This window comes from Kitasatospora sp. NPDC003701 (genome assembly GCF_053587085.1).
This window is the reverse complement of record NZ_JBSFNM010000015.1, coordinates 140,212-163,929: the sequence shown is the minus strand read 5'-3', so window position 1 is coordinate 163,929 and position 23,718 is coordinate 140,212. Positions and strand designations below refer to the sequence as shown.

Here is a 23,718-nt window from a genome sequence, read left to right as displayed (position 1 = left end):
CGACGATCATCGAAGTTTGACAGCTGACGTACTTTCGGATTCAGTGAGCTGCGGCGGCGCGCACTCCGCACCGCCGTCACCGATCGGAAGGGGGCGATGCGCGATGGCCAGGACGGTACGGTTCCACGAGCACGGCGGGCCGGAGGTGCTGCGGCTGGAGGACGTGGAGGTCGGCGGCCCCGGCCCCGGCGAGCTGCTGATCCGGGTGGACGCGATCGGGATCAACCGGGCCGAGGTGCTGTTCCGCAGCGGCACCTACATCGAGACCCCCCGGCAGTTCCCCGCCGGGCTCGGCGCCGAGGCGGCGGGCGTGGTCGAGGCCGTCGGGGCCGGCGTGACCGGGTTCGAGCCCGGGCAGCCGGTCAGCGTGGTGCCCGCCTTCTCGATGAACGACCACCCCGTGTACGCCGAGCGCGCGATCGTGCCCGCCGCCGCCGTGCTGCACCGCCCCGACGGGGTCGGCGCCGTCGACGGCGCGGCCGTCTGGATGCCCTACGTGACGGCCTACGGCGCACTGGTCGAGGTCGGCGGCATGCGGGCGGGGGACACGGTCGTGCTGACCGCCGCCTCCAGCAGCGTGGGCCTGGCCGCGATCCAACTCGCCCACCGGGTGGGGGCGGTGCCCATCGCCACCACCCGCGGCCGAACCAAGCGGGACGCCCTGCTCAAGGCGGGCGCGGCCGAGGTGATCGTCACGGACGAGGAGGTCGTCTCCGAGCGCGTGCTGGCCCTGACCTCGGGCCGGGGCGCCGAGTTCGTCTTCGACGCCGTGGCCGGCCCCGGCGTGGCGGACCTCGCCAAGGCGGTCGCCCCCGGCGGCACGCTGCTGCTGTACGGGTGGCTGAGCGGCGAGCCGACCCCGTACCCGGCGTTCGAAATCGGCATGCCCGCACTGAACATGCGCAGCTACACGCTGCACGAGACGACGCGCGACCCGGAGCGGCTGCGCCGCGCGGAGGCCTTCATCGCCTCCGGTCTGCGCAGCGGTGCCTTCACGCCGGTGGTGGACCGCGTCTTCGGCCTGGACGAGATCGCCGAGGCCCACCGCTACATGGAGGCCGGCACGCAGGTCGGCAAGATCGTGGTCACCGTCGACCACTGACCGCCCGCGGCGGCCGTCGCGGGGGAGCGGCACGACAGCCCCCTCGCTCGAAGGAGCGAGGGGGCTGTCGTCGTGGCCGCCGGCCGGTCAGTACAGCGAGCCGGCGTAGCCCCAGGTGCCCGCGTACGCGCCGCTGAGGGCGTACGTCGAGGCGCCGGGCCGGTAGATGCCGTAGCTCATCCGGCCCTTGTTGAACCAGTCGCCGACCATCGGCCGGTCGCCCGGGTTGCCGAACACCGCCGTGGAGACGGAGCCGTCGTCGTGGCGGAGCGCGAAGGTCGCGGCGCTCGAACGGAAGATGCCCAGCTGGAAGTGGCCGACGCCGTCCCAGTCGCCGGCCACCGGGGTGTCACCGGCGTTGCCGAACACCGCCGTGGTGACGCTGCCGTCGTCGTGCCGGACGGCGAACGTCCCGGAGCCCGGCCGGTAGATCGCGAGCTGGGCGTGGCCGTTGCCGTCCCAGTAGCCGGGCACCGGGATGTCGCCCTGCTCGCCGAACGGGACGGTGGTGGTGCTGCCGTCCGCGTGGCGCAGGACGAAGGTGCCGGAGCGGTAGAGACCGAGCTGGTCGTACCCGACGCCGTCCCAGTCGGCGACGGCCGGGAGGTCGCCGGCCTGTCCCCACTGCAGCGTGGCCACGTCGGCCCAGCCGCCCTGGCCGGTGGGGCGCAGGGCCCAGAGGCCGTCGGTGAACATGCCGTTGGTGGCGGGCTTCCCGGCCGACCAGCGGCCGGCGATCGGCACCTCGCCGGGCACGCTGAAGTCGATGCCGACCTTGCCGTCGGCGGTCGCGGTCCGCGCGTGGTCGTCGGTGACGGTCAGTCGCACCTTGTACTGGCCGGGCTTGGTGTAGACGTGCTCGACGGGCTGGGAGCCGGGCAGGCCGGCGCCGGTGGCGCTCTGGCCGTCGCCGAAGTCGAGCGTGTAGGAGGACACCGGCCACGGGCTCCGGACCTGGTCGAGGTAGACCGCGATGCGCTGGGCCTGCGGGGTGCGGTAGATCGACACGTTGGCCGTCAGCGGGCCGGCCGGCTGCACGTCGACCTCGGTGACGGCCTGCTTGACGAGACCGTTGGTGTCCTTCGCGGTCAGCGTGACGGTGTACTTGCCCGGGGCGTAGGCGTGGGCCAGCGGCAGGGTCGGCGCGGACAGGACGGGAGAGCCGTCCCCGAAGTCCAGGGTCGTCGTGACCGGGTACCAGGGCGAGTTCGCGCCGCCGCTGAAGAGGACGTCCAGCGGGCGCCCGGGCAGGCCGTTGCTGTCGTCGAGCGACACGTAGAAGGGGTTCTGGCGCTCGACGGCGCCGCGGTCCTGGATGCCGCCGCCGGTACCGGTGTTGGGCACCAGCGGGTCGTCGACGCGCGGGTTGCCGAAGATGTCGGTGTCCAGGCGGCCGGGCGCGGTGGTGTCGGCCGAGTCCATCACCGCGGTGTCGGCGGTGGGGGCGACCTGGCCGATGCCCACGCCGTAGAGCTGGAACTTCGGATCGGTGGCGAGGTCGTGCTTGCCCTGGCCGACCGCGTTCGCGAAGTCGGTCGGGCTCCAGTACGCCGAGCCGTTCCAGGTGTAGGGGGCGCCGATGAAGGCGGGCGAGTGGACCACGTTGTAGTCGGCCCGGGTGCCCTCGGTGGATCCGGCCGCGACCAGCAGGCCGCTGCCGGGGGTCCGGCAGTGTCCGGCGATGTTCAGGACCACGACGTTGTTCACCACGGTCGCGCCGGCGGAGTTGCCGTTCAGTGCGATCCCGGCGGCGCAGCCGTCGCCGATCGAGTTGCTGTTGATCACGGTGCCGGGGGCGTCGGTGACCGCGATCGCACCGCCCTCGTTGGCCAGGAGGGCGTTCGTGGTGACGACCGTCCCGGTCACACCCGCTTCGACGCTGACACCGGCTCCGCCGCTGGCCCCGATCCGGTTGCGGCTGAGCGTGACGTCGCTGGTCTTCCCGGAGACGCGGACGGCGGGCCGGGGGTCGTTCTCCCGCCACCTGCCCGAGTACTCGATGGTGGTGCCGTCGACGGTGACCCGCGCGGAGTCCGTGACGAGGACGGCCTCCTCGGGGGTCTCCAGGGAGAGGTGCTTGAGGGCGATTTCCTGGACGCCGGTGAGCACGAAGGCGTGGGGCCGTTGTCCGCCGTCGCCGTGCACCTTGGCCGGCGGGGTCAGGGCGGGCTCGCCGAGGCCCTCGAAGGTGATCGGGTTCCCGGGAGTACCCGACTTCGTGAGCGTGACCTGCTCCAGGTAGTCGCCGCCGCCGATGTGGACGGTCTGGCCGGGCCGGGCGGTGTCGGCCGCGGTCTGGATGCTGCAGAACGGCTGGCTCTGCGAACCCGGGCCGGTGTCCGAGCAGGCCTCGCTGCGGTTGTTGACGTAGAGATGGGTCGCCTCGGCGTGCGCGGCGACGGCCGGCAGTACGGAGCCGATGACGGTGGAGCTCACGAGCGCGGCGGCTAGGCCGACGCGGCGTCCGCTGGACACGACTTGGTTCCCCCAACAGCTGATGTGTAGGCGCGCCGGGCACCCCGTGCCGGACAGATGTGATGATCATCCGTTTGGCGCGCGTGGATCAGTATCCACAGCCGGCGGGCCCCTGCGTGATGTGGGGGTGTACGAATGAGTAGGACTTGTGAAGGGCTGTCGGCTCGGGCGGATTCGGCGCCTGTGGAGCGGTTCGACCGGGCCCGACGTGACCGCCGTACCGTCGGAGGTGTGCTCCGACCTGTCCGCGGAGCCGATGAAGGAGGGCCACCTCCTGGGGGCGTGCGATGCCCTGACAACGCGCAGGCCCCCGCCCGATCCGGGGCAGGGGCCTCACCGCGCACGACAGGCGCTCAGTCCTCCGGGAAGAAGAAGTCCTGCGTCTGCCGCCGGTACGGCTGCGGGACGGCGGCCAGCCGGCGTGCCGGCCAGATGTCCGAGCGCTCGCTCAGGCTCAGCGCGCCGCCCTGGCGGACCAGCCAGACGTCCTCGTAGTCGAGGTGCAGCACGGCATCACCGGTCACCTGCCCGAGCAGGCCGAGCGTCAGCCGGACGGTGTCGTCCTGCTGGCCGGAGATGTCGGCGTCCTTGTCGAGGCGGAACGCCACCGAGACGGTCGCCCCGAACGGGCGGCCGCCGATCAGCGGGTCCCCCCACGGGATCGCCTTCGTCGCCACCACCCGGACCCAGGTGCCGTGGACGGTGACCGCGCCGTCGCCGACCAGCGTGCCGGCCGCCGGCTCGGCGCCGAACAGGCCCTGCGGGCGCGCGATGTCGTCGAGCTTCTCTGCGACCTCGGACGCGGTGAGCGGCGTCACCAGGTCGAGGCTGTAGGCAATAGCCATGCTGGGTGTCTCTCTCGCTGTGTCTACGGGTAGAAGTGGACGACGTTGCCGGACGAGTCGATGACCTTGATCTCCTTGAGACCCTCGATCGGCCAGTCCTGCAGCTGCTTGCGCATGGCGGCCGCGTCGACACCGCTGTCGGAGAGGTTCAGCACGATGCGGTCGGCCTGCCCCGAGTCCACCTTCTTCTGGATGCCGGTGGAGATGGAGCGCGGGTTGGAGGCGGTCGGCGCGTAGCAGTCGAACACCTCGCCCTCGATGCGGTAGTCGGGGTTCTTGGTCGTCCCGGTGACGTTCGGGTTCTGCTCGACCTTGTAGCCGTTGCGCGCCATGATCTCGGCCGACTCGTTCTCCCGCTGGAACGCGCGGACGGTCGTCGCGTCGGCGTTCTTCGGGATGGTGGTGGTGTGCCCCTCCGGTGTCGCGGCCGGGTCCACCCCCTTCGACGGCTGGGTGTGCAGCTCGCTCGACGCGCTGCCACCGCCGCCGCCCTCGCCCTCCATGTGGACCCGGCTGGACCCCATGGCGTCCTTGCCGATCTCGCTCGCGCCCATGCCGGCCACGCCGAGGCCGGTGGCGATGACACCGGCCGAGAGCACACCGACCGGCACGCCCACGACCGCGCCGACGCCGGTGAGGTCCAGGCCGACGCCGAGGACCTCGCCGCCCGCGCCGAGGGTGGCGAGGGCGAGCCCGCCCGCGACCTCCAGGGCGGCGCCCGGGTTGTGCAGCATGGCGTTGCCGACCGAGGCGAGGTCCTCCACGGCGACCTGGCCGACGTCCAGCAGGAAGTCCCCCGCGTCGGAGAAGAAGTCGCCCACGTCGTCCCAGAAGCCCGGCTCCTCGGGCGCCTTGTCGCGCGCGGTGGCGACGGTCTTCGCCGCCGCGTCACCGGCGGACTTGAGCTGGCTGCGGGCGTTGTTCAGCGTCGCCTTCGCGCCGTTGCGGGTGCCCTCGCCGGGGTCGGTGAACGGCAGCTCGTGACCGGCGTTCTTCTCCGCGTCCTGGTGGTCGCTCCTGGCCTTGCTGCTGGCGCTCTGGCCGGCGTCCCACTGCCGGATCGCCTCGGCCGCCTGCCCCTGCGCCCAGGTCAGGGTCGACTGGTAGGCGGTGAGCGCGGTGGCGGCGTTGTGGAAGCAGTCACCGGCCTCCAGCCACTTGCCCGGCTCGCCCTCGAAGGCGTCCCGGAAGGCGTCGCCGGCCTTGCCCGACCAGCCCTCGACGGTGTCGATCTTCTTCAGGCCCTCGCCGGTCGAGTGCAGGGTGTCCCCGTAGCTCTTGAGCCAGGCACAGGTGGAGGAGATCGATTCCGGATCGCCCGGTACGAGCTCCTTCGGGTCGGACGTGCCGCCCAGTTCCTTCGCCATCTACTTCGCCCCCGGGTCCTCGCCGCTGTCGCGGCTGAGGGTTCCGTTCAAGTGGCCGACGACGTGTCCGTCGACCTCGCGGTAGGCCTTCACGCTGGCGTTCAGCCGCGCCGTGACGGACTGGGCGTCCTTGGCCAGGTTCTCGACGCCCAGCTCCCAGCGGGTGCAGAACTTCTCGACGACGTCGGCCAGGTGGCCGTGCCCGAAGTCCTCCTTCTTCGGGTCGAGGTCGCTGACCTTCTTGAACTGCAGCTTCGCCAGGGTGTTCGTGATCCCCGAGGCCGCGTCGTCCAAGGCACCCAGATCGACCTTGAATCCGTCCGCCATGAGTCCCTCCCCCGTGTGCTTCGATCGGGCGCCGTACGGACGCCCGGGATCAGTGACGCGGGCCCGGATGGTCCGGTTCCGGCCCGGTGTGCTGATCATTGTCCGATTCGGTGAAGAGCGGCGACCACCCGGCCCCGACCACCCGGCCCCGGCCTCCCGGGGCGGCCCGCCTCAGGCCCCCAGGAAGCGCTGGAGCTCGGCGAGGACGAAGTTGGCGCCCGTGTACCCGATCCCCTGGAACCAGAGCTGGTCGTCCACCTCGAAGGCCCGGTGGGCGCGGACGGCGCCGAGCCCCTGCCAGGCGGGGGACGCCAGCACGGCCCGGGTGCCGGCCCGCTCCGGGTCGCCGTAGGTGGCGTACAGCAGCAGGTCGCCGTCGGCCCTGGCGATCTGGTCGGCCGGGACCTCGACGTCGAACTGGTCGACGTTCTGCGCGTCCGGCCGGCCGAGCTGGACGTCGGCCAGCACCGTGCCGAGGAAGTTCTGCCTGGCGTACAGCCGGATGCCGCCGCCCTCGACGAACCTGACCAGGCTGACCCGGCGCCCGGAGGCCTTGGCGTTGGAGAGCGCCTGGACCACCTGGGAGACGTGCCGCTGGTAGGAGGCGACGAAGGCCGCCGCCGCGTCCTGACGGTTCAGCGCCTGCGCGTGCACCTGGACGTCGGCCTTCCAGGGGTAGCCGGTGGTCTGGGTCAGCACGGTGGGGGCGATCTCGCGCAGCTGGTCGTAGCGGGCGCCGTCGCGGGTCTGGTTGGAGAGGATCAGATCGGGCCGCAGGGCGCGGATCGCGGCGAGGTCCGGGGCACCGATGTCGCCGACCCGGGTGATCCCGGCGAGCCGGGAGGTGGGCCAGTAGTCGGGGAACCCGGCGTCCAGGGGCGCCAGGGCCGCGCCGACGGGGGTGATGCCGAGGGTCAGCGCCGAGTCCAGTTCGGCGGTGTCCAGGGTGACGACGCGCATCGGTGCGCCCGGCACGGTGACCGGGCCCGTCGCGGCGGTGACGGTGACGTCGGGCACCGGGGTCGGGCTCGGTGTGACGGTCGCGGCGGCGGTTTCGGCGGGCAGGTCGGTGTGCCGGGTGCTGCACCCGGCGAGGGCGGCGGCGCCGAGCCCCGCGAGCAGGGTGCGGCGGGTGATCGGGGGCATCGGCGGTCCTCGGGCGGGGTGGACGGGGGGCGGGCGTGCCCGCGACGGCCGCAGGCGCGTCGATTATGTCCGAAATGCCCGCTAGGCGTCCGCCTTCACCGCCCACGGCGCGCCCGGGACGACCAGCGGGGTGCCGGTCACCGGGTCCGGGACGACCACCGAGTCCAGGCCGAACACCTCGCGCACCAGCTCCGCCGTCACCACCTCGGCGGGCGGGCCCTGCGCGACGATCCGCCCGGCGCGCATCGCCACCAGGTGGTCGGCGTACCGGGCGGCCTGGTTGAGGTCGTGCAGCACGGCGACCACCGTCCGCCCGCGCTCGACGTTGAGCCGCCGCACCAGGTCCAGCACCTCCACCTGGTGCGCGATGTCCAGGAACGTCGTCGGCTCGTCCAGCAGCAGGATGTCGGTGCCCTGGGCGAGCGCCATCGCGATCCAGGCCCGCTGGCGCTGGCCGCCGGACAGCTCGTCCACGCTGCGCTCGGCCAGCTCCGCGGTGGAGGTGCGCTCCAGCGCCTCGGCCACCGCCCGCTCGTCCTCGGCCGACCACTGCTGCCACCAGCTCTGGTGCGGCTGGCGCCCGCGCGACACCAGGTCGGCCACCGAGATGCCCTCGGGCGCGGTCGGGGACTGCGGGAGCAGCCCGATCCGCTGGGCGATCCGCTTGGTGGGCAGGCGCGCCAGCTCGGCGCCGTCCAGCAGCACCGCGCCGCGCGCCGGCTTCAGCAGCCGGCCGAGCGCGCGCAGCAGCGTCGACTTGCCGCAGGCGTTCGGCCCGACGATCACCGTCACCCGGCCGTCCGGGACGGTGAGGTCCAGCCCCTCCACGACCGTGCGCGCCTCGTAGGCGAGGGTCAGGCCCCGGGCCTCCAGTCGGTGGGCCGGCATCGGGCGGGCGGACATCAGGAACCTCCACGGCGGGATCGGAGCAGCAGCCACATCAGGTACGGCGCGCCGACCAGGCCGGTCACCACGCCGACCGGCAGCTCGGTGGGCGAGAGCAGCCGGCGGGCCAGCAGGTCGGCCAGGACGACCACCAGCGCGCCGGTCAGCGCCGAGCAGAACAGCGGGATCTGCGCCGAGCGGGCCAGCCGCACGGCGATCTGCGGGGCCATCAGCGCGACGAAGTCCACCGGCCCGGCCGCGCCCGCCGCGCAGGAGGCCAGCACGATGCCGAGCAGTCCCATGCCGAGCCGGATCCGGTCCAGCCGCAGGCCCAGGCCGACGGCGGTGGCGTCGTCGAAGGAGATCGAGCGCTGCGCCCGCGCCGCCCAGAGCGCCAGGGGCACGGCGGCCAGCAGGACCAGGGCGAGCCAGCCGGCCTGGTCGTAGCCGGAGCCGTTGAGGCTGCCGGTCATCCAGACCTTCGCCGCCTGCGCCTGGAAGCCGTCGCCCTTGGTGAGGAAGACCGAGGTGAGCGAGGAGAGCGCGACGCTGATGCCGATGCCGATCAGCACGAACCGCTGGGCGTGCAGCCCGCGCCGCCAGGCCAGCGCGTACACCAGCAGACCGGCCACCAGCCCGCCGGCCACCGCCGCGTACGGCACCTGGCCGGCCGAGCCGACCACGCCGTACGCCATCAGGCCGACCACGGTGGCGGTGGCGCCCCAGGAGACGCCGACCACGTCGGGGCTGGCCAGCGGATTGCGGGCGACGGTCTGGACCAGCGCACCGGCCAGGCCGAGGGCGGTGCCGACCAGCAGCCCGACCACCACCCGGGGCAGCCGGAACTCGCCGACCACCAGCTCGTGCGGGCTGGGCTGCCCCAGCACCACCTTCACCACCTCGGCGGGGGAGACGGTGGACTCGCCCAGGCAGAGCGAGGCGACCACGGTGACGGCCAGCGCCAGCAGCAGCCCGAGCACCGCGACGGCCGAGCGCAGGTGCAGCAGGAAGGAGGCGCGCCCGGCGCGCAGCACGGTGTAGCCCCGCAGGTGGACGGCGGACGCGCTCACGCGGCCACCACCTTGCGCCGGCGGACCAGGGCGACCAGCACCGGCACCCCGACCAGCGCGGTCATCACCCCGGCGGGCACCTCGGAGGGCGGGAAGAGCACCCGGCCGAGCGCGTCGGCGAGCAGCAGCAGCGCCGGGCCGAGCACGGCGGAGAAGGTGAGCACCCAGCGGTGGTCCGCCCCGGCCACCGCGCGGGCGGCGTGCGGGACGGCGAGGCCGACGAACGCGATCGGGCCGGCCGCGGCGACCGCCGACCCGGTCAGCACGGTCGCGCCGAGCGCGCCGACCGCCCGCACCCGGGCGGTCCTGGCGCCGAGCCCCTTGGCGGTGTCGTCCCCGAGCGCCAGCGCGTCCAGACCGCGCGCCACCGCGAACACCAGCACCGTGCCGACCAGCAGGAACGGCAGCAGCTGCCAGGCCACGTCGGCGGTGCGCCCGGAGAGCGAGCCGACGTGCCAGAACCGGAACTGGTCCATCGCGGCCGCGTCGGTGGTGAGCACCATGGTGTTGAGCGAGGCGATGAACGCGGACATCGCCGAGCCGGCCAGCGCCAGCTTGATCGGGGTCGCCCCGCCCCGGCCGCGGCCGGCCAGCCCGTACACCAGCACGGTGGCGATCACGGCCCCGGCGAAGCCGAACCAGACGTACCCGGTGAGCGTGGAGACGCCGAACGCGGAGATCGCCAGCACCACGCCGGCCGCCGCGCCCTGGCTGACGCCGAGGATGCCCGGGTCGGCGATCGGGTTGCGGGTGATGCCCTGCATCACGGCGCCGGCCAGACCGAGCGCCGCGCCGACCGCGAGGCCGACCACCGTCCGCGGCACCCGCAGCTCGCGGATCACCACCGCGTCGGTGCTGTCCCCGCCGTACAGCAGGGCGTGCAGGGTCTCGCCGAACGGGATGGTGCGGCTGCCGACGGCGAGGCTCAGCAGGACGGCGGCGGCCAGCAGGGTCAGTGCGGCGGCGAGCCACAGTATTCGGCGGCGCAGCAGCAACCGCTTGCCGGGCGCGGGCGCGGACCGGAGTGCGGCCGTCGGCGCGGTGGTGTCGGTCATGGCTCTCTCTCGCAGATAGCTCAGGCAAACCTAAGTTCCACGGAGAAGTCGGAGCAAATCGCTCCGGGACATCCGGCGGGAAGCCGGACCGGCGGGGCCGGAGCCCGGCACCGCGGCGGTGGGGTTGGATAGCCTGACGGTATGCCTGCGACTTCGGATGTCCCGCTCACCGTCGGCTTCGACCTCGACATGACCCTGCTGGACACCCGGCCCGGCATCCGGGCCACCTACCTGGCGCTCGCGGCGGAGACCGGCGCGTACATCGACGCGGACCTCGTGGTCACCCGGCTCGGCCCGCCGCTCCTGGACGAGCTGCGCAACTGGTTCCCGGCCGAGCGGGTGCCGGCGGTCGCCGACCGCTACCGCGAGCTGTACCGGGACCACGCCTTCGCCCCCACCGTCGCCCTGCCCGGCGCGCACGCCGCGATCGACGCGGTGCGCGCGCACGGCGGCCGGGTCGCGGTGATCACCGGCAAGTACGAGCCGAACGCCCGGCTGCACCTGGAGCACGCCGGGCTGCACGCGGACGCGCTGGTGGGGGACCTCTGGGCGGAGACCAAGGGCGTCGCGCTGCGCGAGCACGGCGCGACGGTCTACGTCGGGGACCACCTGGGCGACATCGTGGGCGCCCGGCACGCGGACGCCGTCGCGGTGGCCGTGGCCACCGGGCCGTACGGCGCCGAGGAGCTCCGGGCGGCGGGCGCGGACGTGGTGCTGGCCGACCTCACCGGCTTCCCGGCCTGGCTGGCCGGGCACCTGGCCGCGCGCCCGGTCGGCTGACCGCGCACCGGCGCGGACCCGGGCGCGCGCCCGGGGGCGCCGGCGCTCCGGCGGTCAGGCGCCGGCGTGCACCCGGCGGCGCTGGGCGCGCGCGGAGAGCAGCAGGCCGGTCAGGGCGAGCAGGAAGCCCAGCGGCATCAGCATGCTCAGCCAGTACGCGGCCGTCGGCAGCGGCGTCAGGTGCAGGAACAGCGGGACGAAGGTGACCAGGGTGGCGAGCGCGCCGAGCCCGAAGACGATCGCTCCGGCCTTGACGTAGGCGTCGCCGCGGTCGGCGCTCTGGCTGCTCACTGGGGTGCTCCTCTGCGGTCGGTCGGCCGTCCCAGTCTGGCAGAGGCCGCCGGTCGCGGCGGCGGCGGAGCGCTTCGCGGACGACTCGTCCGGTCACGTTGCGCAGTTTCCCGGAAGCTGGGAGTTTTGATCCCTGCTGGGCGGGGGTATGCAGGCTGTGCCGAGGGGTGCGACAGGTGCGCCCCGTCTCCTCAGACCGGGGGTGTGAGCCAGTGGAAAGCGCGAAGTCGCGCCCCGGCCATGCCGATACCGGGTCGCCGGTGGTCACCAGAGCCCGGTACGGATCTTCCGCGGACCGCGGATGAGGCAGTGACGGACCGTTAGTCTGCTCCCCACAGCGTGCTGACCATGAGCGCCCCCACGGGCGCGGAGCCGAGGTCGGCCCGCCCTTCCACCCAGTGATCCCCGGCCAGGGCCGGGATCCCTCACACCCACATCGAGGACTGTTCGAGATGCCCACCGGCCAGGTCAAGTGGTTCAACGAGACGAAGGGCTTCGGCTTCCTTTCGCGCGACGACGGCGGCGACGTCTTCGTCCACACCAAGGCGCTGCCCGCCGGTGTCACCGTGCTGAAGCCCGGCCAGCGGGTCGAGTTCGGCGTGGTCGCGGGCCACCGCGGCGACCAGGCGATGGCGGTGCAGCTACTGGACGCACTGCCGTCGGTCGCCGCCGCCACGCGCAAGAGCCCGGACGACATGGCGGCGCTCGTACAGGACTTGATCACCATGATGGACGCGGTGCTGCCCGGCCTCCAGCACGGCCGCTACCCGGCCAAGCCGACCGGCCAGAAGCTGGCCGGCGTGCTGCGCGCGGTGGCGGACCAGTTCGACGTGTAGGCCCCGCGCGGCCGGGCCCGGTTCGGCCGGGCCCGGCCGTTGCCCTCAGGCGTCCAGCGCACCCGGGTCGAGCGGGGGCACCAGCCCCTCGGCGGCGGCCCGGGTGAGCAGCGCCCGCACGGCGGCGTAGCCGTCCTCGCCGAGGTCGGCGGTGAACTCGTTGACGTACAGGCCGATGTGCTGGTCGGCGACGGCCGGGTCCATCTCCTGGGCGTGCGCGAGCACGTACTCCCGGCTGGCCGACGGATCCGCCCAGGCCTGCCGGACGGAGGCGCGGATCGCCTCGGTGATCGCGCGCAGCCGCTCGGCGCCGAGCGAGCGCCTGGCGATGATCGCGCCGAGCGGGATCGGCAGACCGGTCTCGCGCTCCCAGGCCTCGCCCATGTCGGCCAGGCTGCGCAGCCCGTACTGCCGGTAGGTGAAGCGGGCCTCGTGGATCACCAGACCGGCGTCCACCCGGCCGTCCCGGACGGCGGGCATGATCTCGTGGAACGGCAGGACGACGATCTTCCCCAGGCCGCCGGGCACCGCCTTGGCGGCCCAGAGCCGGAACAGCAGGTAGGCGGTGGACCGCTCGGAGGGGACGGCCACCGTCCGGCCGCTGAGGTCGTCGCCGGTCCCGGGGCGGGTGAGCACCAGCGGGCCGCAGCCACGGCCGAGCGCGCCGCCGCAGGGCAGCAGCGTGTACTCGTCCAGCACCCAGGGCAGGGCGGCGTAGCTGACCTTGAGGAGGTCCAGCTCGCCGCGCTCGGCCAGCCCGTTGGTGACGTCGATGTCCGCGAAGGTGACCTCGGGGGCGTCCGCGCCGGGCACCAGGCCGTGCGTCCAGGCGTGGAAGACGAAGGTGTCGTTCGGGCAGGGCGAGTGGGCGATGCTCAGCCGTTCAGCCACGGCGGGCCTCCTTGGACGTCGTCAGAAGCTCCGGGTAGGGGAGCGCGGCGAAGGCCCGCTCCAGCGCGGCCAGGGCCTCGCCGATCCGCCAGGCGGCCCGGTCGCGGGGGCCCACCGGATTGGACACGGTGCGCAGTTCGAAGGCCGGCACCCCGTGCCGGGCGGCGGCCTCGGCCACCCCGAAGCCCTCCATCGCCTCGGCCACCGCGCGGGGGTGGCGGGCGATCAGGGCGGCGGCGCGCTCGGCGCTGCCGGTCACCGTCGAGACGGTGAGCACGGTGCCGGTGACGACGGCGGGAGCGGGAGCGGCGGCGCCCAGCGCCTCGGCGGCCAGCGCCACGGCGGCCGGGGCGGGGGTGTGCAGGACCGTCCCGAAACCCAGCTCGGTGACGTCGGCGAAGCCCTCCGGGGTCTCCGCGCCCAGATCGGCGGCGACGATCGCCTCGGCGACCACGGTCGCGCCGACCGGCGCGTGCGGGGCGAACCCGCCGCCGATGCCGGCCGAGACCACCAGGTCGTAGCGGCCGACGGAGAGCGCCGCGGACGCGGCCGCGGCCGCGGCGGCCGGGCCGACCCCGCCCGCCAGCACGTCCACGGTGACCCCCGGGGGGTGCTCGGCGCGGTGCAGCTCACCGCCGGGCACCGGCACCGGGCCGGGTCCGGCGTCGCCCTCGGACCGGCCCAGGCCCCGCAGCACGGCCGAGGCCTCGGCGGGCACCGCGACGACGACGAGCAGCCGGCCCCGCCCGGGGGCCGACTGCTCGTCGTCGTGACGTGCGTGGAGTCGCGCGGTCATCGGACGGCCGGTCAGGCGTCCTGGGTGTTCAGCTGGAAGTACCAGACGCCGTAGATCGCGTCCGGCTGCTTCGGGTCCGACTCGACCACGGTGACCAGGGTCTTGCCGGTGGCGTTGAGGGCCTTGGAGGCCGACACCGAGCCGGAGTAGGTCGAGCCCTTGGCGGCGGAGGCGAGGATGAAACGCCCGCCCTGGGCCTGCTGGCCGCCGTTGGTGTTGGCCCACCAGCCGCGGTCGGCCACGTCCGGGGTCACACCGAGGCCGAGCTGGTCACTGGCGACCACGTCGGAGGTGGGGAGCTTGCCCGCGTCCAGGGCCTGGCTCGCCCGGTCCTGGCACTCCTCCTGCTGCTGCTCGGTGAGCGGCTTGCCGTCGTTGAAGCAGAACGGCCCGACCTCCATGGAGGAGCGGCCGACCGTGAGGGTCACACGGTGGCTGGAGGGTTCTTCCTGGCCCATCGCGTAGGCGATGGACCCGCCGACCGTGCCGGCGCCGATCACGACGACGGCGCCGACGGCGGCGATGACACGGGTGCTGAGGCTCATGCGTCAGAGGCTACCGGGCTTTGCCGATCACGCTACGCGGGGGTCGGCAACCGCGTGTTGCGCCCGGGGAGGCCCGGCTCGACCCGGCCCTGCCACGGACGGGACCTAGGCGACGCGCGGTGCGGCCGCGCGGCGCCGCACCCCCACCTTGAACAGCGCGCGGACGGTCCAGAGCAGCACCACGCCGACCACGGCGGCCGCCACCGACAGGCCCAGCGCGCCGTCCAGCGGCAGCAGGATGCCGACCGCGCCGCCGGCCACCCAGGACAGCTGGAGCAGCGTCTCCGAGCGGGCGAAGGCCGACGTCCGCACCGACTCCGGGACGTCCCGCTGGATCAGCGCGTCCAGCGCCAGCTTGCCCAGCGAGGCCGCCACCCCGGACGCCGCGGCGACCACCACCACCGTCACCACGCCGTACCAGAGCGCGGCGGCGGCCGTCGCGCAGGTGGCCAGCAGCAGCATCGCGGTGACCGTCGCCTCCGAGCCGCGGGTCCGCAGCCAGGAGCCGAGCACCGAGCCGAGCGCGTTGCCGGTACCGGCGGCCAGCGCCACCAGGCCGAGCGCCAGGGTCGGCTGCAGCCCGCCGATCGGATCGTCGCGCAGCAGGAACGCCAGGAACATCACCAGGAAGCCGACCAGCCAGCGCAGCGCCGACATCGCCCGCAGGGCCAGGATCACCGACGGCCCGACGGTGCGCAGGGACGCCTTCGGGGCCGCCGCGCCGGCGCCCTCGCCGTGCACCTCGGCGTGCAGGACGGCCCGCTGCTCGCCCTTGGCGGAGTCCACCTCGTGCGGCAGGTGGAAGGCCATCAGGGTGCCGACCACGAAGACCAGGAAGGCCCCGCGCAGCGGCCAGCCCGGCCCGATCAGGTGCAGCAGCCCGCCGACCCCGGCCGCCACCATGGTGGCCAGCAGCCCGGCCAGGGTGACCCGGGAGTTCGCCTTCACGAGTGACAGCCGGCTCGGCAGCAGCCGGGGCACCACCACGCTGCGCACCACCCCGTACGCCTTGGACGCCACCAGCACGCCCAGCGCCTCCGGGTACAGCGCCAGGCCGCCGCCGGCCACCGTGCCGGCCATCGTCCACGCCAGCACCGCGCGGGCCAGCATCGACATCGCCATCGCGGCCCGGCGGCCGTGCGGCAGGCGGTCCAGCAGCGGGCCGATCACCGGGGCCAGCAGGGCGAACGGCGCCATGGTGATCAGCAGGTAGAGGGCGACCCGGCCGCGCGCCTCGCCGGTGGGGACGGAGAAGAAGATGGTGGACGCCAGCGCCACGGTGATCAGCATGTCGCCGAAGGAGTTCAGCGCGTGCAGCTCGATCAGCTTGGCCAGGCCGGACTCCCCGGCGCCCTCGGCGGAGGTGGCCCGGCGGATCCGCCGGCCGGTGCCGTGCACGACCTTTCCGGTTCGCGAGCCGGCGGCGGAGGCGGTGCGGACCAGGAAGTGGCGGCGCGGCTCCGCGGCCCCGTCGAAGTCCTCGTCGGCCCGGTCGTCGACCGGCCGGTCCGGGTGCTTCACGAGGTCCACCGGCGGCCCGTCGTGACCGCCTCCGGGCGCCGTCGAGGCGCCCACCGGCTGCGGTTCGCCCGCAGCGAGGGCCGGAGCCTGCTGTCGCGGCACGGCGTTCGCCTCGTCGGGGCTGCCGGCCTGCGAGGCGCGCAGTGCGTGCTGCGACGGTTTTTCGTCCGCCACAAGCCCATCCTGCCCCAGAATCGGTTCTGCGACGCGGGATTCCGGTCCGCTCGGCGCGGCCCTTCCGGGGCCGGCGGCCGCCCCGGACTGTGCCGGGTGGCCGACCGGCGGGTAGCCTGCCCAGGGTCCGCCCGAACGCGCGCCGGACTCCGGGGGACCGGACGAGCGGCGCGGCCGGTATCCGTGGCGGCCCGTGGTCGCGCAGAATGGTCGAGGGACACCGAGCCGCGACGGAACAGGGCAACACGCCGTGGGCAACAGAAGAACTGGGAGAGAATCGACGCCGTGAGTGCTGCGATGCGAAGCCGTACCCCCGATCGGCTCTGTGCCGAGGCCGTCGAACTCGCCCGGCAGGCAGCGGACGAGGCCGTCGGAGCAGAGACCGTAGGGGCGCACCTCGGCGTCCAGGCGGATGCCGACCGCGTCGTCACCCACACCTTCGAGTGCCTGGACGCGGCATACCGGGGCTGGCACTGGGCCGTCACCGTCGCCCGCGCCCCGCGCGCCAAGAACGTCACGCTGGACGAGGTCGTGCTGCTTCCGGGCGACGACGCCGTCCTCGCGCCGCAGTGGGTGCCGTGGAGCGAGCGACTGCGACCCGGCGACATGGGCCCCGGGGACCTCCTGCCCACCGACGCCGACGACCTGCGCCTGGAGCCCGGCTGGACCGGCGAGGACGAGCCGTCGCCGAACTCCGCGGTGGCGCTGGCCGCCGACGAGGACGTGGTCGTCTCCGACCCGAACGTCCAGCCCGCGCCGGCCCGCGCCCAGATCGGCGCCATCGCCGAGGAGCTCGGCCTGGGCCGCAGCCGGGTGCTCTCCCGGCTCGGTCTGCACCTGGCCGCCGACCGCTGGGAGAAGGCGCACGGCCCGCAGACCCCGATGGCACAGGCCGCACCGGCCTCCTGCGCGAGCTGCGGCTTCCTCGTCCCGATCGGCGGCTCGCTCGGTCAGGCCTTCGGCGTCTGCGGCAACGAGTTCGGCCCGGCCGACGGCCAGATCGTCTCCTTCGCGTACGGCTGCGGCGGTCACTCCGAGGCGGCCGTCATCCCGGCCCCGCCGGCGCCGTCCGAGCTGATCCTGGACGAGCTGGTCGTCGAGCCGCTCCAGCTGCACCCCGACCGCACCTCCGGGTCGGTGGAGCCCGACGGCCCGGCCGAGGAGCTCGGCCACTCCTGAGTCCGGCAGCGCCGGCCCCGCCCGGCGGGGTCGGCCGGCGGGCCGTCGCCCGCACCGGGCGTCGTGGTCGCACCCCGCCGGGCGCGCCGGCGGCCCCGGCACCGGCCCGGCCGCACCCCGGTCCGGCGGGGGTGCCCGTACGGGGGAGAATGCCCCCCGTACGAAGTACAGGGCGGCGGAGGGTGGCAGTTCCAGTGGAACCTCGGATCATCGGCAGCGGCACGGACGAGCCCCACGCGGACCCCTTCGGCAGCGCCACACTGCGCCGCCGGGTGCTGGACGCCTGGGCCGCCTCCCCGGCCCGGTTCCGGGAGGACGCCAACGCCGAGGAGGAACTCGCCCTCGGCGGCTACCGCGACCGGCTGGTCGTCGAGTTGGCGCAGAACGCCGCCGACGCGGCGGCCCGCGCGGGCGGCGCCCCGGGCCGGCTGCGGCTCACCCTGGCGGACGGGGTGCTGGCCGCCGCCAACACCGGCGCGCCGCTGGACGCCGCCGCCGTCGAGTCGCTCTCCACCCTGCGCGCCTCCTCCAAGCGCGCCGACGAGCAGCCCACCGTCGGCCGGTTCGGCGTCGGCTTCGCGGCCGTCCTCGCCGTCACCGACGAGCCCGCCGTGCTCGGTGCCGCCGGCGGCGTGCGCTGGTCGCTCGGCGAGGCCCGCTCGCTGGCCGAGGCGCAGCCCGCGCTCACCGAGGAGCTGCGCCGCCGCGACGGCCACGTCCCGTTGCTGCGCCTGCCGTTCTCCGCCGAGGGCCCGGCCCCCGACGGCTACGACACGGTCGTCGTGCTGCCGCTGCGCGACGCCGCCGCCGAGGACCTCACCCGCCGGCTGCTGGCCGGGATCGACGACGCGCTGCTGCTCACCCTGCCCGGGCTCGCCGAGATCGTGGTGGAGACCGAAGAGGGCACCCGCACCCTCACCCGCGTCGCCACCGAGCCGCGCCCCGACGGCGCCACCGGGCCGCACCCCGACGGGGTCACCGAGGTGACCGTCACCGACGACGCCGACGGGCGGCTGCGGCGGACCGTCTGGCAGACCGCCGGCGCCTCCGGCAGCCTGGACGCCGCCCTGCTCGCCGACCGGCCCACCGAGGAGCGCGCCCGCCCGTACTGGACGGTGACCTGGGCCGTCCCGGTCGCCGCCGACGGCAGCCCGCAGCCGACCGGGATCGCCCCGGTGCTGCACGCGCCCACGCCCAGCGACGAGCCGCTCGGCCTGCCCGCGCTGCTGATCGCCTCCTACCCGCTGGACTCCACCCGCCGGCACGTCGCCCCCGGCCCGCTCGCCGACTACCTCACCGAGCGCGCCGCCGACAGCTACGCCGACCTGCTGCGCGCCCGCGGCGGCGACCTCGGCTCGCTCGGGCTCGTCCCCGGCCCGCTCGGCCAGGGCGCGCTGGACAACGCGCTGCGGGCGGGGATCCTCTCCCGGCTGCCCGGCACGCCGTTCCTGCCGCACCCGGCACCGGTCGAGGAGGGCACGCCCGCGCTGCGGCCCCGGGACGCCACGGTGCTGGAGGGCGCGGACGGCTCGGTCGTCGAGGCGCTCGCCCCGATCTTCCCCGGGCTGCTGCCGGCCGGTCTGGAGCGCCGCACCGAGCTGCGGGTGCTGAACGTGCGCCGGGTGCCGCTGGCCGAGGTGGTCGACCAGCTCGGCGGCCTGGACCGCGAGCCCGCCTGGTGGCGCAACCTCTACGCGGCGCTCGGCGCGGCCGACCCGGAGGCGCTCGGCGCCCTGCCCGTGCCGCTCGCCGACGGGCGGACGATCACCGGCCCGCGCCGCGTCCTGCTGCCCTCGGAGGACGCCGACTGGGCGGCCTTCCCCGGCTACCCCGAGGCGCTGGCCGGCGCGCTGGCCCTGCTCGACCTGCGGCTGGCCCACCCGGAGGCGGCGCACCCGCTGCTGGCCAAGCTCGGCGCCGGCACCGCCACCCCGGCCGGCGTGCTGGACACCCCCGAGGTGCGGGCCGCCGTCGCCCGCTCCTACGAGCTGGCCGAGGACGACCTGGACGCCGCCACCGACGTCGCCGACTCCGTGCTCGCCCTGGTCAAGGCAGCCGCCCCGGCGGTCGGCGAGCACCCGTGGCTGGCCCGGCTGGCGCTGCTGGACGACGAGGGCGAGCCGGCCCGCGCGGGCGAGCTGATCCTGCCGGACAGCCCGTTCGCCGCGCTCGCCCGGGAGGAGGACGCCGGCTGGGTCGACGACGATCTGCTGGACCGCTGGGGCCCCGAAGTCCTGGCCGCGGTCGGCGTGTTGGCGGAGTTCGTACTGGTCCGCGCCGAGGACGTGGTGCTCGACCCGGACGACCTGGAGCGGCTCGACCCGACCGCCCCCGCCGACCGGGCGGCCGGCGGCCACCCCACCGGGCTGCTGGACGAGGCGCCCGACGGCCTCGCCGAGTGGGCCGAGGACGCCCTGGAGGCGCTGCACGCCGACGACGCCGACTCGGTGGGCGTCCCGCCGGTCGCCGCCGAGCTGCTGGCCGTGCGCGACCTCGACCTGGTGGACGACGACGCGTGGCCGCAGGCGCTCGCCGCGCTCGCCCGCCCGCCGTACCGGGACGCCGTGGTCAACCCCGTCCGCACCCTGCTGCCCGACGGCTCGTACGCGGACCTGCCGCCGTACACCGCCTGGTGGCTGCGCGACCACCCGGTGCTGGACGGCCGCGAGCCGGCCGGGCTGCGCGCGGCCGGCGCCGACCCGCTGCTGCGCGGCCTCTACGACGAGGCCCGGACGACGCTGGACGAGCAGTTCCTGCACGCGCTCGGGGTGCGCACCACGCTGGCCGCACTGCTGGCCGAGCCGCACGGGCCGGACGAGCTGCTGGACCGGCTCACCGATCCGGCCTCCGCGCTCGGCCACCGCCAACTGCACGGCATCCACAGCGCGTTGGCCCGGGTCGAGGCGGACCGGATCGACCCGCTGGACGTCGTCCGGGCGCTGCCGCCGCTGGACCCGGAGACCGGCCGCCGCCCGGCGCACACGGTGATCGTGGACGCCACCGAGGCGGTCGTCGCCGACGCCCCGGACCTCGTCCAGCTGCTCCACAGGTACCCGCTGCTGCCGGTCGCCCCGGCGCTGGCCGCCGACCTCGCCGAGCGGCTGCACGTCTCGCTGGCCAGCGAGGTGGCCGGCGGCCGGGTGCTCTCCGAGGGGCAGCTGCACCGGGTGCCCGCCGTGGTCCGCGAGCTGCTGCCCGGCTGCCCGGTCGCGTACGAGGAGCACGAGGAGCTGCTGGTGGTCGGCCCCGACGGCGAGGAGGCCGCGGTGGACTGGCGGTGGGACACCGCGGGCGGCACCCCGGAGGCGCCCTACGACCCGGACGCGGCCGAAGCCACCGACGAGGACGACGAGTTCGAGCTGCCGCCGGTGCCGGGGCTGCTGCACGCCGCCACTCCGGAGGGGCTGGCGGCCGGTCTGGCCTGGTCGGTCGGGCAGTGGCACCGCCGGTTCGAGGTGCTGGCCGCGCTCACCGAGCCGGACCGCGCCTACGAGCTCTCGGCCGCCCGGGACTTCGAGGGCTGACCGGGCTGGCGGGCCCCCGGCCGGCCCGCCGGGCCGGCGCCCGGTCGGGGCGGCGGTCGGACCCGGCCGGGCGCGGGGAGCCCGCCCGGGGCCCGGTCCGCGCACCGGCCCGGGCGGCCGTGCCCAGCCGCAGGTAGAGGCCGACCGTGACGGCCAGCCAGACCGCCCCGACCACCACCGGGGCGGCCCTGCGCAGCCACGGGCCCGGCTCGATCAGCTCATGGGCGCCGACCAGCGCGAGGCCCGCCACCCCGGCCGCCAGCAACCCCCCGAGGAAGGCGGTGAACGCCTCCAAGTCCCCACCCCTGCGCGCCATTCGAGACCCCTTTCGGGGTCAATCATCGGCCTTGCGCCGCATGATCCGCCAGGTGACCTCCAGCAGCAGCCCGGCCACCAGGGCGATGCCGACGCCGATCCACGGATCCCGGGTGCCGGAGAGCGAGAGCTGGAAGAAGTCCGACAGCCAGGGCACCGTCAGCACCAGCGTGAACGCCCCGCCCATCGCCCCGATCAGCAGCAGCCGCCACCAGTTGTACGGCCGGGCCACGATCGCCAGCACCCACATCGCCACCAGGAACAGCGTCAGCGTCGCCACGCTGGTGTCGGACTCCAGGTCCGTGGCGTGGTCGGCCCGCGCCAGCGCGTACGCGGTGAAGGTGGCCGTGCCGGCGATGATCCCGCCCGGGACGGCCAGCCGCAGCACCCGGCGGACGAACCCCGTCCGGGCCCGCTCGTTGTTGGGCGCCAGCGCCAGGAAGAAGGCCGGGATGCCGATGGTGAGGGTGGAGAGCACCGTCGAGTGCCGGGGCAGGAACGGGTAGGGCGAGTGCGTGAAGATCACCAGCAGTGCGAGCAGCACCGAGTAGACCGTCTTCACCAGGAAGAGCCCGGCCACCCGCTCGATGTTGCCGATCACCCGGCGGCCCTCGGCGACCACCGAGGGGAGGGTGGCGAAGGAGTCGTTCAGCAGCACGATCTGCGCGACGGCCTTGGTCGCGTCGCTGCCGGTGCCCATCGCCACGCCGATGTCGGCGTCCTTGAGCGCCAGCACGTCGTTCACGCCGTCGCCGGTCATCGCCACGGTGTGCCCGCGCGACTGCAGCGCGCCGACCAGCTCGCGCTTCTGCTGGGGGGTGACCCGGCCGAAGACGGTGGTCCGCTCGGCGGTGTCGGCGAACTCCACCGGGTCGGCGGGCAGCCGGCGGGCGTCCACCGGGTTCTCGGCACCGGGCAGGCCCAGGTGCGAGGCGACCGCGCCGACCGAGACGGCGGCGTCGCCGGAGATCACCTTGGCCTGGACGCGCTGCCCCTCGAAGTAGCGCAAGGTCTCGGCGGCGTCCTCGCGCAGCCGCTGCTGGAGCACCACCAGGGCGAGCGGCTGGAGGTCGGCGGCCGGATCCGGCGCGTCCAGCGGGACGGGTGTGCGCCCGAGCAGCAGCACCCGCAGGCCCTTGGCGCCCAGCTCGTCCACCTCGGCCAGGGCCGGGTGGCCGGCGGGCAGCAGCACGTCCGGGGCGCCCAGCAGCCAGCTGGCCTCGCCGCCTTGCGGTTCCAGCAGCTGCACGCCGCTCCACTTGCGGGCGGAGGAGAACGGCATCGCCTCGATCACCCGCCAGTCGCCGGCGGGGCTGCCGCCCGCGGTGCCGCCCGCGTCGTCCCGGCCGTACGCGTCGATGACGGCCTGCATGGAGGGGTTGGGGCGGGCGTCGGCGCCGGCCATCACCCCGAGCGCGCGCTTGACGACGTCCGGGTCGGCGAGGGCGTGCCGGGCCGGCGGGGCGTCCGGGTGCGGGTGGCCGCCGGGGTGCGGGTGGCCGTCGGCCTCCGGCGGCTGCGGCAGGGTGCGCAGCTCGACGACGTCCATGCCGCCCTCGGTGAGGGTGCCGGTCTTGTCCAGGCAGACGGTGTCCACCCGGGCCAGCCCCTCGATCGCGGGCAGCTCCTGCACCAGGCACTGCTTGCGGCCCAGCCGGACGACGCCGATCGCGAAGGCCACCGAGGTCAGCAGGACCAGCCCCTCCGGGACCATCGGCACGATGCCGGCGATCATCCGGCGGACGGCCTCCCTCCAGTCCCGGCCCTCCACCGCGAGCTGGCTGATGATCAGACCGATCGCGGTGGGGACGAGCAGCCAGGTGATGAACCGCAGGATGCTGTCGATACCGCTGCGCAGCTCCGACTTCACCAGCGTGAACCGGCTGGCCTCCTCGGCCAGCTGCGCGGCGTACGCCGCGCGGCCGACCTTGGTGGCGGTGAACGCGCCCGCGCCGGCCACCACGAAGCTGCCGGACATCACCTGGTCGCCGGGCTGCTTGAGGACGGGGTCGGGCTCGCCGGTGAGCAGCGACTCGTCGATCTCCAGGCCGTCCGCCTCGGTGACCTCGCCGTCGACGATCACCTTGTCGCCGATGCCGAGCAGCACGGTGTCGTCCAGCACGATCTCGCCGGTGGCGATCTGCTGGACGGTGCCGTCCCGGCGGACCTCCGGCCGGGCCTCGCCGATCAGCGCGAGGCTGTCCAGGGTCTTCTTGGCGCGCAGCTCCTGGATGATGCCGATCGCCGTGTTGGCGACGATGACCAGGCCGAACAGGCCGTCCTGGAGCGGGCCGACGACCAGGATGATCCCGAACATCACGCCGATGATCGCGTTGAACCGGGTGAAGACGTTGGCCCGGACGATCTCCCGGGTGGAGCGGCTGGACCGCACCGGGACGTCGTTGACGTCGCCGCTCGCGACCCGCTCGGCCACCTCGGCGGCGGTCAGCCCGCCGCGCCTGCCGGGCAGCAGGCCGAGCGGGTGGGCGCCGTCGTGCCGGTCCCCGGGCGTCTCTTCGGCAGGCTGCGCAGGGTGCGTCATGGCACCGACTCTACGGGCGCCTTATGTCCGATGCGTGCTACTAAAGGACTAT

20 protein-coding genes are annotated in these 23,718 nt (G+C 74.8%); 5 read left to right on the top strand and 15 right to left on the bottom strand.

The window, feature by feature from the left end; translation table 11 throughout:
• Positions 1-103: 103 nt before the first annotated feature.
• Complete coding sequence (locus tag ACWDRR_RS17060; protein WP_449772979.1) at positions 104-1,102, top strand: zinc-dependent alcohol dehydrogenase family protein; 999 nt, start codon at positions 104-106, stop codon at positions 1,100-1,102.
• 87 nt (positions 1,103-1,189) lie between these two features.
• On the opposite strand, the gene ACWDRR_RS17055 is transcribed toward ACWDRR_RS17060, so the two are convergent.
• From ACWDRR_RS17055 to ACWDRR_RS17020, 8 genes are all read right to left on the bottom strand, one after another.
• Positions 1,190-3,577, bottom strand: a complete 2,388-nt coding sequence (locus tag ACWDRR_RS17055) for a PKD domain-containing protein (RefSeq protein WP_449772978.1) — start codon at positions 3,575-3,577, stop codon at positions 1,190-1,192.
• Between the two features lie 353 nt (positions 3,578-3,930).
• Positions 3,931-4,422 (bottom strand): SitI3 family protein, encoded by a 492-nt coding sequence (locus ACWDRR_RS17050; protein WP_449772977.1) that lies wholly within the window; start codon positions 4,420-4,422, stop codon positions 3,931-3,933.
• 23 nt (positions 4,423-4,445) lie between these two features.
• Positions 4,446-5,789, bottom strand: coding sequence for a putative T7SS-secreted protein (locus tag ACWDRR_RS17045; RefSeq protein WP_449772976.1), 1,344 nt, complete (start codon positions 5,787-5,789; stop codon positions 4,446-4,448).
• Positions 5,790-6,116 carry a hypothetical protein gene (locus tag ACWDRR_RS17040; protein ID WP_449772975.1) on the bottom strand — a complete coding sequence of 109 codons (327 nt, stop codon included), beginning with the start codon at positions 6,114-6,116 and terminating at the stop codon, positions 5,790-5,792.
• A gap of 171 nt (positions 6,117-6,287) precedes the next feature.
• Positions 6,288-7,262 (bottom strand): ABC transporter substrate-binding protein, encoded by a 975-nt coding sequence (locus ACWDRR_RS17035; protein ID WP_449772974.1) that lies wholly within the window; start codon positions 7,260-7,262, stop codon positions 6,288-6,290.
• An 81-nt stretch (positions 7,263-7,343) separates the two neighbouring features.
• A complete protein-coding gene (locus ACWDRR_RS17030) occupies positions 7,344-8,165 on the bottom strand; it encodes an ABC transporter ATP-binding protein (protein ID WP_449772973.1) in 822 nt (273 codons plus the stop codon).
• Positions 8,165-9,217 (bottom strand): FecCD family ABC transporter permease, encoded by a 1,053-nt coding sequence (locus ACWDRR_RS17025; protein ID WP_449772972.1) that lies wholly within the window; start codon positions 9,215-9,217, stop codon positions 8,165-8,167. Before ACWDRR_RS17025 ends, ACWDRR_RS17030 begins: the two co-directional genes overlap by 1 nt.
• Positions 9,214-10,272 (bottom strand): FecCD family ABC transporter permease, encoded by a 1,059-nt coding sequence (locus ACWDRR_RS17020; protein ID WP_449772971.1) that lies wholly within the window; start codon positions 10,270-10,272, stop codon positions 9,214-9,216. Before ACWDRR_RS17020 ends, ACWDRR_RS17025 begins: the two co-directional genes overlap by 4 nt.
• 141 nt (positions 10,273-10,413) lie before the next feature.
• Between ACWDRR_RS17020 and ACWDRR_RS17015 the strand changes: the two genes are divergently transcribed.
• On the top strand, positions 10,414-11,052 hold the full coding sequence (locus ACWDRR_RS17015) for an HAD family hydrolase (RefSeq protein WP_449772970.1): 639 nt from the start codon (positions 10,414-10,416) through the stop codon (positions 11,050-11,052).
• A 54-nt stretch (positions 11,053-11,106) separates the two neighbouring features.
• Here the strand turns inward: ACWDRR_RS17015 and ACWDRR_RS17010 are convergent, their stop codons facing one another.
• On the bottom strand, positions 11,107-11,343 hold the full coding sequence (locus ACWDRR_RS17010; RefSeq protein WP_360624839.1) for a hypothetical protein: 237 nt from the start codon (positions 11,341-11,343) through the stop codon (positions 11,107-11,109).
• A gap of 452 nt (positions 11,344-11,795) precedes the next feature.
• On the opposite strand from ACWDRR_RS17010, the gene ACWDRR_RS17005 reads away from it, so the two are divergent.
• A complete protein-coding gene (locus ACWDRR_RS17005; RefSeq protein ID WP_360624836.1) occupies positions 11,796-12,179 on the top strand; it encodes a cold-shock protein in 384 nt (127 codons plus the stop codon).
• 45 nt (positions 12,180-12,224) lie between these two features.
• Here the strand turns inward: ACWDRR_RS17005 and ACWDRR_RS17000 are convergent, their stop codons facing one another.
• From ACWDRR_RS17000 to ACWDRR_RS16985, 4 genes are all read right to left on the bottom strand, one after another.
• Complete coding sequence (locus tag ACWDRR_RS17000) at positions 12,225-13,070, bottom strand: 1,4-dihydroxy-6-naphthoate synthase (RefSeq protein WP_449772969.1); 846 nt, start codon at positions 13,068-13,070, stop codon at positions 12,225-12,227.
• A complete protein-coding gene (locus ACWDRR_RS16995) occupies positions 13,063-13,866 on the bottom strand; it encodes a futalosine hydrolase (protein ID WP_449772968.1) in 804 nt (267 codons plus the stop codon). The genes ACWDRR_RS17000 and ACWDRR_RS16995 overlap by 8 nt, the downstream gene beginning before the upstream one ends.
• A gap of 11 nt (positions 13,867-13,877) precedes the next feature.
• Entirely contained in the window at positions 13,878-14,411 is a 534-nt protein-coding gene (locus tag ACWDRR_RS16990; RefSeq protein ID WP_449772967.1) for a hypothetical protein, read from the bottom strand.
• A gap of 105 nt (positions 14,412-14,516) precedes the next feature.
• Positions 14,517-15,854 (bottom strand): MFS transporter, encoded by a 1,338-nt coding sequence (locus ACWDRR_RS16985; RefSeq protein ID WP_449773013.1) that lies wholly within the window; start codon positions 15,852-15,854, stop codon positions 14,517-14,519.
• A 549-nt stretch (positions 15,855-16,403) separates the two neighbouring features.
• Here ACWDRR_RS16985 and ACWDRR_RS16980 point away from each other — a divergent pair.
• Together ACWDRR_RS16980 and ACWDRR_RS16975 are read left to right on the top strand one after the other, a co-directional pair.
• The gene (locus ACWDRR_RS16980) at positions 16,404-17,285 is read left to right on the top strand and encodes a DUF3027 domain-containing protein (protein ID WP_449773012.1); all 882 of its coding nucleotides are present in this window, start codon (positions 16,404-16,406) and stop codon (positions 17,283-17,285) included.
• A 194-nt stretch (positions 17,286-17,479) separates the two neighbouring features.
• Positions 17,480-20,809: a sacsin N-terminal ATP-binding-like domain-containing protein gene (locus ACWDRR_RS16975; RefSeq protein ID WP_449772966.1), complete on the top strand. Its 3,330-nt coding sequence runs from the start codon at positions 17,480-17,482 to the stop codon at positions 20,807-20,809.
• Here ACWDRR_RS16975 and ACWDRR_RS16970 read toward each other — a convergent pair.
• Positions 20,754-21,125 carry a hypothetical protein gene (locus ACWDRR_RS16970; protein ID WP_449772965.1) on the bottom strand — a complete coding sequence of 124 codons (372 nt, stop codon included), beginning with the start codon at positions 21,123-21,125 and terminating at the stop codon, positions 20,754-20,756. The two genes, ACWDRR_RS16975 and ACWDRR_RS16970, sit on opposite strands and share 56 nt — an antisense overlap.
• A gap of 18 nt (positions 21,126-21,143) precedes the next feature.
• Positions 21,144-23,666, bottom strand: coding sequence for an HAD-IC family P-type ATPase (locus ACWDRR_RS16965; protein ID WP_449772964.1), 2,523 nt, complete (start codon positions 23,664-23,666; stop codon positions 21,144-21,146).
• Between the last annotated feature and the right edge of the window lie 52 nt (positions 23,667-23,718).